This window comes from Paraburkholderia dinghuensis (assembly GCF_003837865.1).
GTDB lineage: Bacteria > Pseudomonadota > Gammaproteobacteria > Burkholderiales > Burkholderiaceae > Paraburkholderia > Paraburkholderia dinghuensis.
The window spans coordinates 1-15,976 of sequence record NZ_RQIS01000014.1 but is presented as its reverse complement, the minus strand read 5'-3'; the positions used below and the strand labels follow the sequence as shown (position 1 = coordinate 15,976).

5 protein-coding genes are annotated in these 15,976 nt (G+C 63.0%); 2 read left to right on the top strand and 3 right to left on the bottom strand.

Translation table 11 applies throughout. From position 1 onward, the window contains the following. Window positions 1–14 precede the first annotated feature (14 nt). A complete protein-coding gene (locus tag D1Y85_RS18720; protein WP_124152576.1) occupies window positions 15–293 on the top strand; it encodes a hypothetical protein in 279 nt (92 codons plus the stop codon). A 164-nt stretch (window positions 294–457) separates the two neighbouring features. Here D1Y85_RS18720 and D1Y85_RS18715 read toward each other — a convergent pair whose 3' ends face one another. From D1Y85_RS18715 to D1Y85_RS18705, 3 genes are all read right to left on the bottom strand, one after another. Further along, complete coding sequence (locus D1Y85_RS18715; RefSeq protein WP_124152575.1) at window positions 458–2,821, bottom strand: condensation domain-containing protein; 2,364 nt, start codon at window positions 2,819–2,821, stop codon at window positions 458–460. A 3-nt stretch (window positions 2,822–2,824) separates the two neighbouring features. Next, window positions 2,825–12,721: a non-ribosomal peptide synthetase/type I polyketide synthase gene (locus D1Y85_RS18710; RefSeq protein ID WP_124152574.1), complete on the bottom strand. Its 9,897-nt coding sequence runs from the start codon at window positions 12,719–12,721 to the stop codon at window positions 2,825–2,827. 497 nt (window positions 12,722–13,218) lie between these two features. Beyond that, a complete protein-coding gene (locus D1Y85_RS18705; RefSeq protein WP_124152573.1) occupies window positions 13,219–13,929 on the bottom strand; it encodes a 4'-phosphopantetheinyl transferase family protein in 711 nt (236 codons plus the stop codon). A 799-nt stretch (window positions 13,930–14,728) separates the two neighbouring features. On the opposite strand from D1Y85_RS18705, the gene D1Y85_RS18700 reads away from it, so the two are divergent. Further along, window positions 14,729–15,667, top strand: coding sequence for a glycosyltransferase family 2 protein (locus D1Y85_RS18700; protein WP_124152572.1), 939 nt, complete (start codon window positions 14,729–14,731; stop codon window positions 15,665–15,667). The last annotated feature ends 309 nt before the right edge of the window (window positions 15,668–15,976 follow it).

The window sequence follows — 15,976 nt, the reverse complement described above, 5'->3', positions numbered from 1 at the left end:
AAGAAGTATGATGAGTGACCGGCGGACTATTACGTCTCCAATTCGGTTCCCGCGATGCGTTCGTCTATGAGACCGATGCGACCCGAGCCCGTGGCCGTATTCTTGCCGCCAATCACTACCTGCGCAAACTCGGTGCCAGTCCCCAGCCGGCCGGTGCGAACCCGGGCGCCGACAATGCGAAATCACTGGTGATGAAAGTGGTTGTTCCCGTCCGCAGGCGCATTGTTCGCAATCTGGATCGAGTGCGCCGATCCCGCGAAATGGAACGTAATTTCGACGCTGGAACACCGTAATTCAAGGACCTGAAATCGTATCCATGCCTGATGGCGTTGGCGATCCGGCAGCGATGATGGCGGCCGGGCGGCGCAGCAGATAGGGCACGGCCAGTCTCGCAAGAATCGGGGCGACTACGTTCAGCACTCCATAGAGCCCGAGCCGTCTTTGCGCAGACGGGACATCACCCGGGGAGCCGGTCGCAAGCCTCGGCACGGCTCATGAAAGCGGCCGGAGCGTCCTCCCGGTCAGGACCGGCTTCAGTTTCAGTATTGGCCTGGATTCCGGAGAGGCGCTCCCGCAGTTGCTTGCCGATGACCGCTGCGCCGGCGGCGCGGAATATCTGGTCGTGCATGCCCGGAACCGGGGTGACGACCGGTTTGCCCGTTACCACGCGTCCCCATCCCAGGTCCCAGGCGAACAGCCGCCCCCTGAGCGCCTGGTCACTGCGAAAGATTTGCACGTCGCCATCGTAGAGCGCTGGACGGTACCGTGTCTGCTGGGCCAGCAGATATTCGATGTACCAGCGATTCTCGGAAATCATATGCTCAGTGGCACTTCCTTTGATGAGGCCGAGCCTGAGAGCAAGGTCAGCAACGCGGAGCCAGCGAACGGCCCGGTATTGCTTGAGAAAGCCGACCATGGATATCTCGCCGCGCATGGCCTTGCGGAAGTCGCGTGGAATGTTGTCCGCACGCACCTGCATCTTGCGCAATTGCCGATCGTACCAGGGCATCGACTCGCGATAACCCGGGCACCACGAATCAACGAGGATGACGAGTTCCACCGTTTCGCCCTCGCGCCGTAGCTGATGGGCCGCCTCCAGCGACATCGCACCCAGCACGCAGTGCCCCATGAGGATATAGGGGCCTCTCGGCCGGGCTAGCCTGATGAGCCGCACGGCATCTGCCGTGATGTCCTGGAACGCCCGCTGCGGGAACTCGCGCGGAGCCCCCTCCGGCACCATGGGGATGTCGATGAGAGGTCGATCGGCGGCGATCTGCTGAGCCAGTCCATATAGCACGGCCGTGTTGTTGAGCGCGATGACGGGCGTCCCCGGCGCATTCTCATTGAATCGCACGATATTGCGCGCTTTCGCCGCCAGTTCGGCCTGACTCATGAATCCGCTGGCACCGACGCCTCCCGCGACTTTCGCCGTCTCTCCACCGGGAGCACTGCGGTCAGCGCTTGCCGGCGACCGTTCGTCGAGGAGTTCAACGGTTTCCAGCACCTCACGCCAACTTGCCAGATAACGGTCGATCGTCTCGACGTCGTAGAGGTCCGTGTCACCCTCACAGGAAATGCGCCAGCCTTCCGGACGCCGCACCATGAAGAAGTTGAGGTCGTAAAGTGCGCCCGCGTTAAAGGAGGGCGATGTCGTGGCGCCGAAATCGTTCCGGCGAACCTCATCACCCATGCCGACGAAGCTTTGCTGCAAGGCGAAATTGACGGAACACAACGGCGGCCGGCTGATGTCGGACACTTCACCCGCCATCTCGATCATCTCTTCGAACGGCACGTGGAGATGTTCAATGGCCTCGCTGAGCTTGGTGCCACACTGCGCGATGACGGCGGCCAGCGAGCCGCTTTCGGGAACGTCGATACGAAGGATCACCGTGTTGATGAGCGGCCCGACCACGCTCTCGAGTTCCTGTTGATCCCTCACCGACATTTGCGTGCTCATGGCGACCCTGGTCTGGCCGGTCTCCGTTCGCAGCATCGTCGCGAGGCTCGCAGCCGCAACGCTGAAAAGGGTCACGCCTTGTGCCTTCGCGGCCGCGATCAGCCGGTCGCCAAGCACGACCGGCAACAGAATGGAGCGAATGACGCCCTGGAAGCGCCGCTCTTGCGGCCGGGGACGATCGCCGGGAACGTCAAACCGGCAGAAATCCTCAAGCTCCTGGCGCCAGTGGTCGCGCGCGCGATCGAGCGCGCCGCTTGAAAGAAACTCTCCCTTCCACAGCGCGTAGTCGCCATAGTGAAGGTCAACTTCGGGGAATTCGGGCTCATGGCTTGCGCGCAACGCGGCAAGTCCTTCCACGAGTTCGCGCACTAGGATCGCGAAGGACCAGCCGTCCATCACAAGCGAATGGAAGGTCAACTGCAACTCGCCCTGAGTGTTCGACCGGGGCAACCACACGGCCCGGAAGAAGGAAGCGGACGACAACTCGAAAGGCGTGCGGGCCTGCTCTCCACCGACACGCTCTGCCTGCGCAACCGCGGCCTGCTCCTCGAAACCGGTGAGGTCGATCACTTCGAGCCGGACGCTCGCGTGGCTCCAGACCTGCTGGCGCAGCCCCGCGCCCGTCATCAGGAAGCCGGTGCGCAGTATCTCGTGTCGCGCTACCAGGTTGCCGAGGACACGTTCGATGCTCGCGGCGTTTAGCGGTCCTGACAACTGCAGCCGGAAGGCGATGTTGAGCGCGGAGGCGCTCGGCGACACCTTCTGCTCGTGCCAGAGCCGTACCTGGCAGGCGGTTGCCGGGAACAACGCGGGGCCGGCTTCGCTCTGCTGGGCAGCGGCGATATTCGCGGCTATGCCGTTCATCGATCAGGCTCCCTCCGCAATCCGGCGCTTGAAGTTGAGGATCGACGGCCTTGCCACGGCGGGAGCCTCGATCGGCTCATGCGCCGATGTGTCGTCGAGGCTCGCCGCCAGTTCCGCGATCGTCACGTTCCTCATGAGTTGCCTGGCGTCGACGCCGAGCCCGCGCTCGTTCATCCGCGCGACGATGCGGAACAGCTGGAGGCTGTCCGCGCCGAGGCTGAAGAAGCGCTGGTCGATACCGACATGCTCGAGGCCGAGCACTTCGCCCCAGATCGCAGCGATGGTGGACTGTGTCGGCGTCATGGCCGCCGGTTCGGTCGGTGCCGATTCCGTTACCGCAGGTACCAAAGCATCCGGTTCGAGCGCTGCGGGTTCGATCGGCGTCGGGGTCTGCGGAACCACCTTGAGCGCAGCATGCGGTGGGCGCACAGGTGCGGCCACCATGTCCGCGGTCGGCACGGGCAGGGCTTTGCGATCGAGCTTGCCGTTGCCGGTCTGAGGCAGTGCATCGAGCGTCATCCAGAGGGTCGGCACCATGTAGGCCGGCAATTGCCCGGCAACATGCGCCGCGACCGCGCTCTGGTCGGGTTTGTCGAAGGCAGTTCCGACGATGTAGCCGACAAGGCGAGGACTGCCGCTTACCGTATGCAATGCGACGGCGGCCGCGGCAACGCCGGGCGCCTGGCGCAATGCGACCTCGATATCCTCGATCTCGATGCGGAATCCGCGCAGTTTGATCTGCTGGTCGCGACGGCCGAGGTGCTGGAGCGTGCCATCGGCGAGGCGCTTCGCCAGATCGCCGGTGCGGTAGAGCCGGCGCGGCGCGGCGCCCTCGATGGCGATCGAGCGGAACGCGGCCTCGGTGAGGTCGGGGCGATTGAAGTAGCCCTTTGCGAGGCCTTCACCGCCGATCCACAGTTCGCCGCTGATGCCTTCCGGCGCCAGATGCAGGTCGTCGGTCAGCACGTGCAGGTCCGTGTTGGCGATTGGGGCGCCGATCACCACAGGCCCGTTCGCGACGACACGCGAGGCGGACGACCAGATCGTCGTCTCGGTCGGTCCGTAGAGGTTCCATACCTGCGCGCCGGTCGCCAGCAGATCGTCGGCGAGATCGCGTGGCAATGGCTCGCCGCCGCAAAGGATCTTGAAACCCTTCGGCGCCTTGAAGCCAGCCTCCAGCAGCATGCGCCAGAGCGACGGCGTCGCCTGGACCATGGTGGCGCCCTCCTCGTTCAGCCGGGTCACCAGCTCGTAGCCGGTGCGCACCTCGGTATGGCCTGCGATGAAGGTCTGCCCACCTGCGATGAGCGGCAGGAACAGCTCGAGACCCGAGATATCGAAGGAGAACGTGGTGACCGCGACAATGCGATCCCTGACCGTAAAGCCCGGCTCCTGCGCCATCGACAACAGGAAGTTGGTCAGCGCGCGATGGGGAATCTCCACGCCCTTGGGCTGGCCCGTCGAACCGGAAGTGAAGATCACGTAGGCGGAATCCGCATCGGTCACGACGGGCAAAGTCACGGCCTCGTCGTCGCTTTCGTCGAGGAGCGTTTCCACTTCCAGCACGCGATGTTCGCCAGGTTCCAGCGCCGTACGGCTTTCATCATCGCTGAGGATGGCAGCGATGCCGGCAGCATCGAGGATCTGGCGCAGGCGTGCAGGCGGCATCGTCATGTCGAGCGGCACATAGGCACAACCGGCCCGCCACACGCCGATCATGGCGGCCACGGTCATCGCAGTCCGCTCCATCGCGATGGCAACGCGTGAGTGCGGCGCGATGCCGGCAGCCACGAGCCTGCCCGCGATATGCGTGGCGTGCGTATCGAGTTCGCCGTAGGTGAGGCTCGTCGCTTCGTCCGATACGGCCGTCGTGTCGGGGCTTTGTGCAGCCTGCGCGGCAATCATCGCCGGGGTCGTCTGCGAAAGCGCGAAGTTGCGCTGCGAGGCGTTCAGTTCGTCGCGAAGGTACTGGATTTCGGCTTCGCTCAAGAGCGGCAGTGCGGCGACCGGCGTTTCGGCATCGCGTGCGATCGCGCTCAGCAGCGTTTCGTAGTAGCCGAGCCAGCGCTGGATCGTCGTCTCGTCATACACGTCGGTGTTGAAATCGCAGTCGAGACGCAGGCCCTGCACCGACTCGATCACGTTCAGGAACAGATCGAAGTTGCTGTAGGCCTTCGCGTTCGGCGTGAAATGCGTGGTCACGCCCGCCATGTCTAGCTCGCCGTCGACCTTCTCCAGGTTGAACTGAAGATCGGTCAGCGGAAGCCGGTTGAGATCGCGCTTGATGCCGAGATCGCGCACCAGCGCGCCGTACGTGTAGTTCTGCCGGTCGCCTGCGTCGTAGAGGTGATCGCGTAACGCCTTCATGTGCGCGGCGAATGGCTTGTCACGGTCGAACCTCACGCGCAGGGGCAGGAAGTTGACGCAGTGGCCGACCAGCAACGCATCTCCGGCTTGCGACTGGCCGGCCATCGGCGCGGCGATCACGACATCGTCGTTGCCCGTGAGGCGGCCGAACAGCACCTGGGCGGCGCCGAGCAGGGTGGCGAAAAGCGAGCAGCCTTGCTTCGAGGATACGGTTTTCACCTGCTTGAGAAGATTGGCTCCGAGATGGCGGGTCGTCGAGGCGCCGTTGAAGCTCTTGCGCTCCGGGCGCGGACGGTCGCCGGGCAAATCGGGCTGCGGCGCGGGGGTGCGGTGGAGGTTCAGCCAGAAGTCGCGTGTTTTCTCATCGACGCCGATCTCGTCCTGCGCCTTGGCGTAGGCGAGGAAGCTCTGCACCTCGTCGAGTTCGGGCTGCGTGCCCCAGACTTCTGCCGCGTAGAGGGCGGCCAGATCGCGCAGGATGACGTTGATCGACCACCCGTCACAGACGATGTGATGGGCCGTGAACACGAACGCCCACTTCTGCGCCGCGAGGCGCACCAGCGCGGCGCGCGCCAGCGGAGCGCTGGTGAGATCGAAGACTTCGCGCGCTTCCGCGTCGACGATGGCCTTGAGCTCGCCCGCCGGATCGGCGTGGCCCGAAAGGTCGATCGGCACCAGCGGAACGGTCGTCGACGCATCCGCGTACATCGTGTCGCCGACGCGTGAGAAGTGAGCGCGCAACGCATCGTGGCGGGCGACCGTCGCAGCGAATGCGCGTTCGAATGCGGCCTCGTTCAGCTTGCCGTTGAGTTCGAGCGTGAACGATTCGTTGAACGCAAGCGAGGCTTCATGGCCCTGCTGAGCCGACATCCAGATTTCCTTCTGCGGCTCGGTGAGGGCGGACTGCGTGAGTTGCGGTTCGGCCTGCGGCGTGACAACGGCGGCGTCCTGCGTGCCTTTGAGAATGCCTGCGCGCTGGAGCGCGTCGATGCTCGCGACGAAGGCATCGCCGATCTTGCGGATGTCCTCGTCCGAATGGCTGGTCGTCAGGAAGCAAGGGAAGCCTTCCATGATATGCACGCCGAGGTAGCGCATATACGGATAGAACAGGCTGCCGAGGCGATCTTCGCTTGCGAGATTGACGTAGAACCAGCTCGAAAAGGATTCGGCGCGCGCGGCGATGCCGACCTTCTCCAGATGGGCATTGACTCGCTGCACGAGGCCGTCCATGCGTGCGCCGAGCGATTCCTGCAGCGCCGGGCCGGCTTCCTTGAGATGCAGGAGGACGGCTTTCATTGCGGCCAGCACCAGCGGATGGCGCACGAACGTGCCGGCGAAGAAGGTCGGCGGGACTTCGGGAACCGATGCGTCGCCGAATTGCCACTGGCCGCCGTCGAGCGCATCCATGAACTGGGCGCTGCCAGCGAGCACGCCGATGGGCAGCCCGCCGCCGACCACCTTGCCATAGGTCGCCATGTCGCCCTTGATCCCCCACACGCCTTGCATGCCGGCCGGATGGACGCGAAAGCCCGTCACGACCTCGTCGAAGATCAGGGCCGAGTCATTGGCCGCCGTGACCTCGCGCAGTTGCTGCACGAACTCCTTCGGGCGCAGATTGGGATGACGCGACTGCACAGGCTCGATCAGCACCGCGGCAATATCGTCGATATTGGCCTTGATCCACTCCAGGCTTTCGGGCCGCGCGTAGGGCAGCACGACCATGTTGCCCACCGAGGTCTGCGGGATGCCGGGCGCGATCGGGAATGCACGCGGCTGGCCCGCCTCGCTGCCCGGCTTGACGAGGACTTCGTCGAACTGGCCGTGATAGTCGCCGTCGAAACAGACGACCTTGTCTTTGCCCGTCACCGTGCGCGCGAGGCGCATCGCTGCCATCACGGCTTCCGAGCCGGTGTTGCAGAAAGTGACGCGCTGATGCCCGGTCATCTCGGCGAACATCTCGGCGACCTCGCCCGCAAGCGGGGACTGCGGTCCGATCGCGAAGCCTTCGGCCAATTGCGCGTTGACCGCCTCGACGACGAAATCCGGCGTGTGGCCGAACGCGGTCTGACCGTAGCCGTTGACCATGTCGATATATTCATTGCCGTCGACGTCCCAGATCTTCGAGCCTTTGGAGCGCTGGGCGACGATCGGATAGACGAGCTCCTTCCATTCCTCGCGGAAACCGCTGGCGGTGCGCGGATCGGCGAGCACAGATCGACAGGACTGCGTACGAGCCTTCGAGGTGGGGGTTCTGGCCGAGTAGCGCGCCGCCAGATCGGCGATGAATGCCTTCTGGGCGTCGGTCATCTGCGCCGAATTCGCCGCGCCGGGCTTGTACGCGGTGAAGCGCGTAGGGCGGTTCTCGTCGAACTTGATCGCGGGGCCGGTGGGCTGCGCCGGGGCCGCAGCCGGTACGGGCGCGCCGACCGGAGCCGCGGCTGGGGCCTGGATGGCCGCTGCGGGTTGCTGGACCGCTTGCGGCCCGCCTTGAAGCACATCGAGCTGACGCGCCATCAGGCTTTGCATCGCGGCGAGCTGTTCGCGGATTACCGCGTGGATGTCGCCCGTGACCGGGGCAGCAGCCCCGTTGGGCGCCGACGATGCCGCAACGGCGACCGGTGTCGCGACGATGGACGCGGCCGGAGTGACTGGAGTGAGCGGCGCGGCCTCGGCTGCGACCGGCTGTTGCGAATCGGGCGGCAGCGTTTCGTCGAGGAATGCGGCCAAAGCGGGCAGCGTCGGATAATCGCTCATGATCTGCCGGAAGCTGATCGTGACGTCGTAGCGGCGGCGAAGCTGCCGCGATACTTGTCCCATGAACAGCGAGTCGTAGCCAAGATCCCAGAACGTCACATCGGGATTGGAGGTATCAGGCACCTCACCGGACATCTCGCCGAGAAGCGATGCCAATTCGGCAATGAGACGCGGTTTGCGGTCGATCTGGACGGTTTGGGCCATGGCAGTCTGAGGAACATCGGTTATGGCTTCGGACGGGCGTGGAGCGGCAATCGTCGTCGGCTGGCTTGAAGAGGCAGGTGCAGGAGCGTCGATCCAATGCCGTTCCGGTTCGAACGGATAAGCCGGCAGCGACACGCGGCGGCCGGCTTGCGGCTGGACGGTTTTCCAGTCCGGCGTGACCCCGTTGAGCCACAGCCGTCCGGTCGCCTCCGCGAGGACGGCGAGCTCCCGGTCGCGTGTTGCGAAGTCGGGCAGGGAGGCAATCGCGCCCTGATGCCGGTCCTTGGGCAGTCCCTGCATGACAAAGGTCGAGAGCGTCCGGCCAGGGCCGATTTCCAGCAGAAGGGGCTTACCCTCTGTCGTCACTGTGCTCAGCGCGTCGCTGAAGCGCACGACATTGCGGCAATGCGTGGCCCAGTAATGTCCCGTCACCGGTTGATCTATCGCTGCCCACCGTCCGGTCACCGAGGACACATACGGGATCTTCGGCAGCGCGAATGAAAGGGTATCGGCAACCCCGGCAAGCGCGTCTACGACGCCGGACATCATGCGCGAGTGGAAGGCATGAGACGTGTGGAGCCGTCGATGCTCGATATCGCGCGTCTTCAGCGTGGCCTCGAATGCCTCGATGGCCGCGAAGGGGCCTGCCACGACGCTGAGCGTCGGCGCATTGATCGCGGCGAGGTCGACATCGTCGGGCAGCATCGGCGCGAGTTCGGCCTCCTGCAGGCGTACGACCAGCATCGCGCCCGGTTCGGCCGACTGCATGAGCGCACCACGCCTCGCGATCAGGTACAACGCGTCTTCGAAGCCGATCGCCTCGGCCACGCAGGCCGCGACCAGTTCGCCGACGCTGTGGCCGATCATGGCAGTTGGCTTGATGCCGCGCGACATCCACAGTTGCGCCAGCGCATATTCGACCAGGAACAATGCGGGCTGCGCGTAGATCGTCGAACGGATGGGGTGCGGGGTGTCGTCGCCCTCAGGGGACTCGCTGAACAGCAGGGTCCGGATGTCCAGCCCGAGATGGGGCGCCAGCGCTTCTGCGCCCTTGTCGATCCATTCGCGATAGACCGGCTCGGTGCGATAGAGCGCTTCCCCCATGCCCGGATACTGGGCGCCTTGTCCGGGGAACATGAAGACGACTGCAGGCGTGGCCTGAGGCGCCTGGGCATCGACGGCCCCCTTGTTGAGCTTCGCTGCGGCTTGCTCGACGTTATCCGCGATGACGACGGCGCGGTGCGTGAAGGCACGGCGGCCCGTTTGCAGCGTCGTGGCCACGTCGGCAAGCGAGAGGTCCGGATTGGCAGCCAGATGCGCGGTAAGCGCGGCCTTCGCGCGTTCGAGCGCTGAAGCGCTTCGTGCCGAGAGCGGCAGTATCTGCAGCCCCGCCGCGTGTTCACGCGCGTCGACCTTGCGCGGTGCTTCCTCCAGCACCACGTGGACGTTCGTACCGCCGACACCGAACGAACTCACACCGGCGCGGCGAGGCGCCGGGCCATCGCCCCATGGAGCGGCTGCGACATTGAAAAAGAAGGGGCTATTGGCAACGTCGATGCCGGGGTTGGGCGAACGGAAATGCGTGAGCGGCGGCAGGATGCGGTTGCGCAGGGCGAGCGTCGCCGCGATGAAACCCGTCACGCCGGCGGCCGCGTCGAGGTGTCCGACATTGGCCTTCGCCGAGCCGAGGGCGCAGAACTGCCCGCCGTTGACGCCGCCGAGGCGAAATGCCTGCACGAGGCCGGCGAATTCAATCGGATCGCCAAGCGGCGTCGCCGTGCCGTGGGCCTCGACATAGCCGATGGAGGCCGGATCGACGCCGGCCTCGGCATGCGCGATGGCAATGGCGCGAGCCTGCGCGTCGACGCTCGGCGCAGTGAAGCCGACCTTGTCGGACCCGTCGTTGTTCATGCCGACACCGCGAATCACGGCATAGATCGGGTCCTCGTCGGCGATGGCGTCCTCGAGGCGTTTCAGCAAGACAACGCCCGCGCCGCTGCCGAATACCGTGCCTTTCGCTTCGGCATCGAACGGGCGGCACACTCCATCGGGTGCGCCCATGCCGCCTTCCTCGTAGAAATAGCCGCGCTTCTGCGGGAAAGTGATCGACACGCCGCCGGCCAGCGCCATATCGCAGCGCCCCGCCCGAAGGTTGTCGACGGCAAGCGCAATCGCCGTCATCGAGGTGGAGCACGCCGTTTGCATCGATATGGCAGGCCCCGTGAGACCGAGCTTGTAAGCGGTGCGGGTGGCGACGAAATCGCCGGCCCCGACCAGCTTTTGATACTCGCCGATCTGGAACTGGCTCGTGAATTCGTCGATAACCCCACGGTCGGACAGGACATGCTTGAGGAAGTAGGTGTTCATCGAGGTGCCGGCGAACACCCCGACGGCACCGGCGATCGTTGCCGGATCGTATCCGGCGTCCTCGAACGCCTCCCACGCGATCTGGAGGAACAGGCGCTGTTGCGGGTCGGTCAATGCGGCCTCGCGCGCCAGCATGCCGAAAAAGCCTGCATCGAAGCGGTCGACGTCCGGGAGTATCGGACGCGCTTTGACATAGCGCGCTTCACGGCGAGAGCCGTCGTCGAAACTGTCTTCCAGTTCGGCCACATCGAAGTGCGTGATGCAGTCTCGTTCCGCGAGGAGGTTGGCCCAGAACTCGCGCACATTGCGCGCACCCGGAAACCGCCCGGACATGCCGATGACGGCGATCGCTCCGCTCTGCGTATCGCGGCGGCTCCGGATTGCCTCCGCGTTCGACGTTCCGAAGCTCGCACGCAGATGCGCGGCCAGCGCGTCGACATTGGGATGGCGAAACAGATCGACGAGCGCAACCGTCGGCGCTACGTCGCGTGCGATGACGGCGTGTGCACGCATCAGATCGAGCGAGCGCAACCCAACGTCAAAGAAGTTTGCACGGCGATCGACGGCATGCCCGAGAAGTCCCTCGAACACTGCAGCCAGTTTCCCGGCGATATCGTCGGCTACGGGCTGGGTCTCGGCAGATGTTTCGGTATGCGTATCAAGTTCAGCCAGCAGCGCTTTGCGGTCGATCTTGCCGTTGTGCGTCAGCGGAAAGGCCGGCAGGACACGCAGTTCAGTCGGCACCATGTAGTCGGGCAGCGCAGCCTTGAGATAAGCGCGTAAGCCTTCCAGGAAGACGGCGGCCGAAGCCACATCGGCCTTCACGAAGCCGGCGATGGTCTTCCCGCTTCGGCCATCGACTGCCGCCACGGCCGCATCGGCAACGCCGGGCGCCACACGCAGCGCATGTTCGATTTCGTCGAGTTCTATGCGTTTGCCAGCGATCTTGATCTGCCGATCGTTGCGGCCCAGGAAATCGATGGCCCCGTCCGCGCGCCGGCGCACGAGGTCACCGGTGCGGTAGAGCCGGCCACCGGGGCAAAACATGTCGTCGATGAACTTCTGGGCCGTTAGCTCGGGACGATTGAGGTAGCCGAGCGCAACGCCGTCGCCACCCGCGACGAGCTCGCCGACTTCACCAACGCCTACGGGAACCAGCTTGTCGTCCACGATGTAGACGCGCGTGCCTGCGATGGCGTCGCCGACCGGTATCGCGTCGCCATTGGCGAGAGCGTCGCCGCCGCGCGGAATACGGTAGCAGCAGGTGAAGGTCGTGTTCTCGGTGGGGCCGTAACCGTTGATGATCTGCAGCTCGGGATGCGCCTCCATGACCTTGCGTACATGGACGGGCGATAGCACGTCTCCGCCCGTCAATGCTTCCTTGAGCGGACGAAAGGCTTCCGGCCGATAGTCGGCGAGTGCATTAAACAGGCCGGTCGTGAACCAGGCGCTCGTGACGCCGAGTCGCGCAATTGCGTCTGCGATCGTGTCGAGTGAAGGCTGAATCTCGTTGATGATCGCGGCGCAGCCGCCGTTCAGGAGCGGACCCCAGATTTCCAGCGTGCTCGCATCGAAGGCGAGCGGCGCGAGGTTGAGAAAGCGTGTGCGCGGCGATAGCTCGGCGAAGGTCTGGCCCCGTACGAGGCGGACAATCGCGCGGTGTGGCACGACTACGCCCTTGGGTTTGCCGGTCGAGCCGGAGGTGTACATGATGTACGCGGGGTCGTCGCCACCGCACGCCTGCAGCGGAGCCGGACCGGCGGCCGCCGACGACGCCACGATCTCCGCCAGATCGATCAGGACTCCGTTCAGGTCGTCGACACTGGAGAGCGCGGCCTTGTCGGTGATGATGAGGCTCGGCGCGCAATCGGCAATGATGAAATCGAGCTGCGAGCGCGGATAGGCCGGATCCAGCGGCACATAGACGGCTCCGAGGCGCAGGATCGCCAGCATCAAAGCCAGCGTGTCGCGACTGCGCGGGACCATGATGGCGCAACGCTCACCTTGCTTCAGGCCCATGCCGGATAAGACGGTCGCAAGACGGGCCGAACGTTCGCCGAGGTCGGCATAACGTTCTTCACCCGTTGTGTCGATCACGGCAAGATGATCGGCATATTCCGCACATATGGCATCGAAGCGCGCTATCACGCCGGGTATATAACCGGTCCCGCCCGGTGAGTCGTCTGAGTATCCGTCGATGAGTGACATTTGCCCCTCTCAAACAATTCTTTGAGAATTATTTTTATAAAGGCTCTGTACTGAGCCACGCCGCGCGGTCTGTGCGCATATCACGCGCGCACATCGCGTGGCAGGTCCCGGGGGCAGTCAGCACGCGGTTTGCCGTGCCTTGAACATCTCCCAAGCGGGTCATTCGCTGTAAGTGGAAGGTAAACCTCGGGGGGGAATCTATCCGTTCGGCGTCGCACACACGGTGGACGCAACAACACACCGTGTTGAGGCGCTGAGGCGCGCGGAGATTAGCTGACGTGTGTGCCTGAACCCGGAAAAGCGGGCGAGATGAAGGGCGCCAACAAGCGTATCGCGGGGCCGGCCCACGACCTGCATTTTGTCGTGAATGCGGGTCTGCCAGAAAACGCAACGTTCGCTACCGAACGGCTACTCGACCAGGACGTGTCGCGACGGCGGAAATCGTGAGTGGAACGTCCGGACCGATCGCGCTGCCACGCCGATGCGGGCACCGTCGGTTAATGCATTTCGACGATCGACCAGCCTGTGCGCCTCGCCGCCACTGCTCCCGCGCAGTCCGGGCCGGAGGACAACTCGCGAACTCGCCATTGCGCCGCTTCCTGCGCGGTGCCGCCGACGAGCAGAGGCGTTGTGTCGCCGTGGATAGAAAGATCGAATCCGAAATGGGTCGGTGGCAGGATAAATCCGGTGCCGAGCGCCTTCAAGCAGGCCTCTTTGCGTACCCAGGTTTCAAAGAACACCGCTTGCTGTTCTGCATCCGGCAATGCGGTGAATTGCGCGTGCTCCCGGGCAGAGAATATTTCGGGCGGCACACACGCTTCGATCGGGCGGATACGCTCGATGTCGATGCCGACTTCGAAACCGTTCGCGATTGCGAGCGCCGCCGAATTTTCGCAGTGGCTGAGGTTGAAGCGGATCGGCCATCCAGAAGGCTCGATCGTGCAGAAGGGTTTGCCTTCCGGACCCACGCCAAGCGCGAGCGCCTGCGGTGGCAGTGCTAGATAGCGGCCAAGGATCCGTCTGAGTTCGCCGCGTCCTGTCACGTAGCGACGGCGATGCCGTTCGAAGCGGAATTTGTCAGCGCGCTCGCGCTCGTGCGCCGACAGCATCTCCCAGTACCCGTCGAAATCGCTGCCGCGGACATCGAGATCCCACTGCCAGACATGCACTTCCTGCGCAGAGGGCGGTGAAAGGGGGGAAGAGGACATTAATATCGTGGCTTCAACCGGCGGTGAGATGTGTTGATTCTACAGGGGCAGTATCCGCACGCCGCGTGTAACCCATGCAATTTCACGCAAAAGCCTTGGTGCCGTCTGGATAGCCAATGCGCGCTCGGGTCTAGCCGCTCGAGCCATGTATTGGGAACCGGACGCGCCGCGGTCCGTTATGACCTTGCCATCAAAAGCGGCTCAGTCGAGAGGCCGCATCGATGTAACTCACGTGGAATTGTTGGGCATCTAACGGTGCACCGAGAGGGCGTTGCCCTAAGATCTGTTAAAGCGTTTCGCGCCTGTTGATGCGATGGCGCCGGACGACGTACGTGCACCGTACAAGTGCATGACCACAACGAACGCGATGCGTTGCGCGTGACACGGAGTCTGGCGCCGACGCGAAGCAGGCGTGAATATGTGTGGCGACCGCACAGTAGCCACTATCGTCGTGAGCTGCTTCAGGCACCCCCAAGATGCACGCCATGCATGCGCCGATGAGACGCGGCGTCAATATCCGAATAGCCTTAGCGACCTTAAACCCGTGATGCTCTCAGAAAGGAGCCAGGCCGCATGGTTCATTGTGACGCGATGCGGCGTTTTGCAGTACTTCAACCAGGCGATGTTCGAAAAACAATAGGCCGCAAGCCGGCAATGCGGGGCAATGAATGCGCAATACAACTCGATGTTATTAGTAATGCGGCTGAAGGTGATTCGTAAGTAAATCCCGGCCGGATCAGACTGAATAGTTTTGCTCGGCATACGTGTGAGTTGCCGAAATCAAGATTTGAGGTGCGGGATGCTGCGTGATCTGGATTATGCCTATGATGTCAGTGTGATAATTCCGCACTACAAAACTCTCGATTTACTTCGGGCGGCTATAGATTCGATATCTAGCCAAACCATTGTTCCCCGGGAAATTATTGTCATCGACGATGCATCGGAGTTGCAGTTCGAACTACCAGGTCACTGCGGCGACAACATCGCATTACGCCTGATTTGCGAGACCGAGAATCGGGGGGCGGCGTGGTGCCGGAATAGAGGCATTGAGGAGGCCACCGGCGACATCATCGCCTTTCTGGATGCAGATGACCGATGGCTTCCTGACAAGCTTGAGCGATGCATCGCCGCGTTCGGGCCCAAACCTGATGAGCATGAAGCAAGGGTGTTGTTCAGCAACGTCCTGGTAACCGACGGAACCCGACACGTCCTCGGTAATCACTCTCCATACGATGGACAATCGATGCTTGATTTCATCTTATTGGAGGGAGGCTATATTCAAACTTCATCGATCATGATGTGGCGTCATCAGTATCCGATGATCAGTTTCGATGAATCTTTGCGTCGTCATCAGGATTGGGACTTCGCCATTAAAGCGGAAATGGCTGGCTGTGCGTTCGTCTATCTGCACGATGCTCTGGTCGAGTACTATTTGAGTTCGGGTGCCGCCAGAATATCGATGGTTGTAAATTGTGAGCCAAGTCTCGTTTTTTTTAAGAAACATTATGACTTGATGTCAAAAAAGCATGTCTCCGCATTTGTGTTCAATGTCCTGATTTACAAGAGGATGGATATTGCCTTGAGGCTTGCCATTGTCGAAAAAATAATATCGAAAGAGATAGAAATTCCGAGCAAAGGTTGGGTGCTGTTGTTCGTGAGGCTGATTGTAGGAAGAGGCATCGTGGATTTGATAAAACAATTGTGGCGGAAAATTCAGATTCGTGATTGCTCGACTTGATTGTCGACGTACGCGTCAGGCATTCTTCGCCCAGCAAGCATCTCGGGCACTCGCACTGGGTTTCGCCCTGTGCCAACGCGAACGCCTAAAGCTGGTTTCTCTCGTCTGGCGCTGCCTGCGCGGGTACTTCACGGATTCGAATATTCGGGGCCTGAGGCCGGATGACTTCGGCCATGAGGGCGCTGCCAAATCATCCGACGACTCGTAAACAACTCGCCGGTCCTGTATTGACCCAGCGAAACCTGCACAGATTAAGCAGCTAAAGCGAATGCCTCAGCCGGGGTTTTCATCTTCAGCGCCTGGTGGGGC

What these genes read in the sequence shown, in the direction of transcription:
- D1Y85_RS18715 (WP_124152575.1), bottom strand. Translation starts at nt 2,821, where the DNA reads ATGAACGGCATAGCCGCGAATATCGCCGCTGCCCAGCAGAGCGAAGCC.
- D1Y85_RS18710 (WP_124152574.1), bottom strand. Translation starts at nt 12,721, where the DNA reads ATGTCACTCATCGACGGATACTCAGACGACTCACCGGGCGGGACCGGT.
- D1Y85_RS18705 (WP_124152573.1), bottom strand. Translation starts at nt 13,929, where the DNA reads ATGTCCTCTTCCCCCCTTTCACCGCCCTCTGCGCAGGAAGTGCATGTC.
- D1Y85_RS18700 (WP_124152572.1), top strand. Translation starts at nt 14,729, where the DNA reads ATGCTGCGTGATCTGGATTATGCCTATGATGTCAGTGTGATAATTCCG.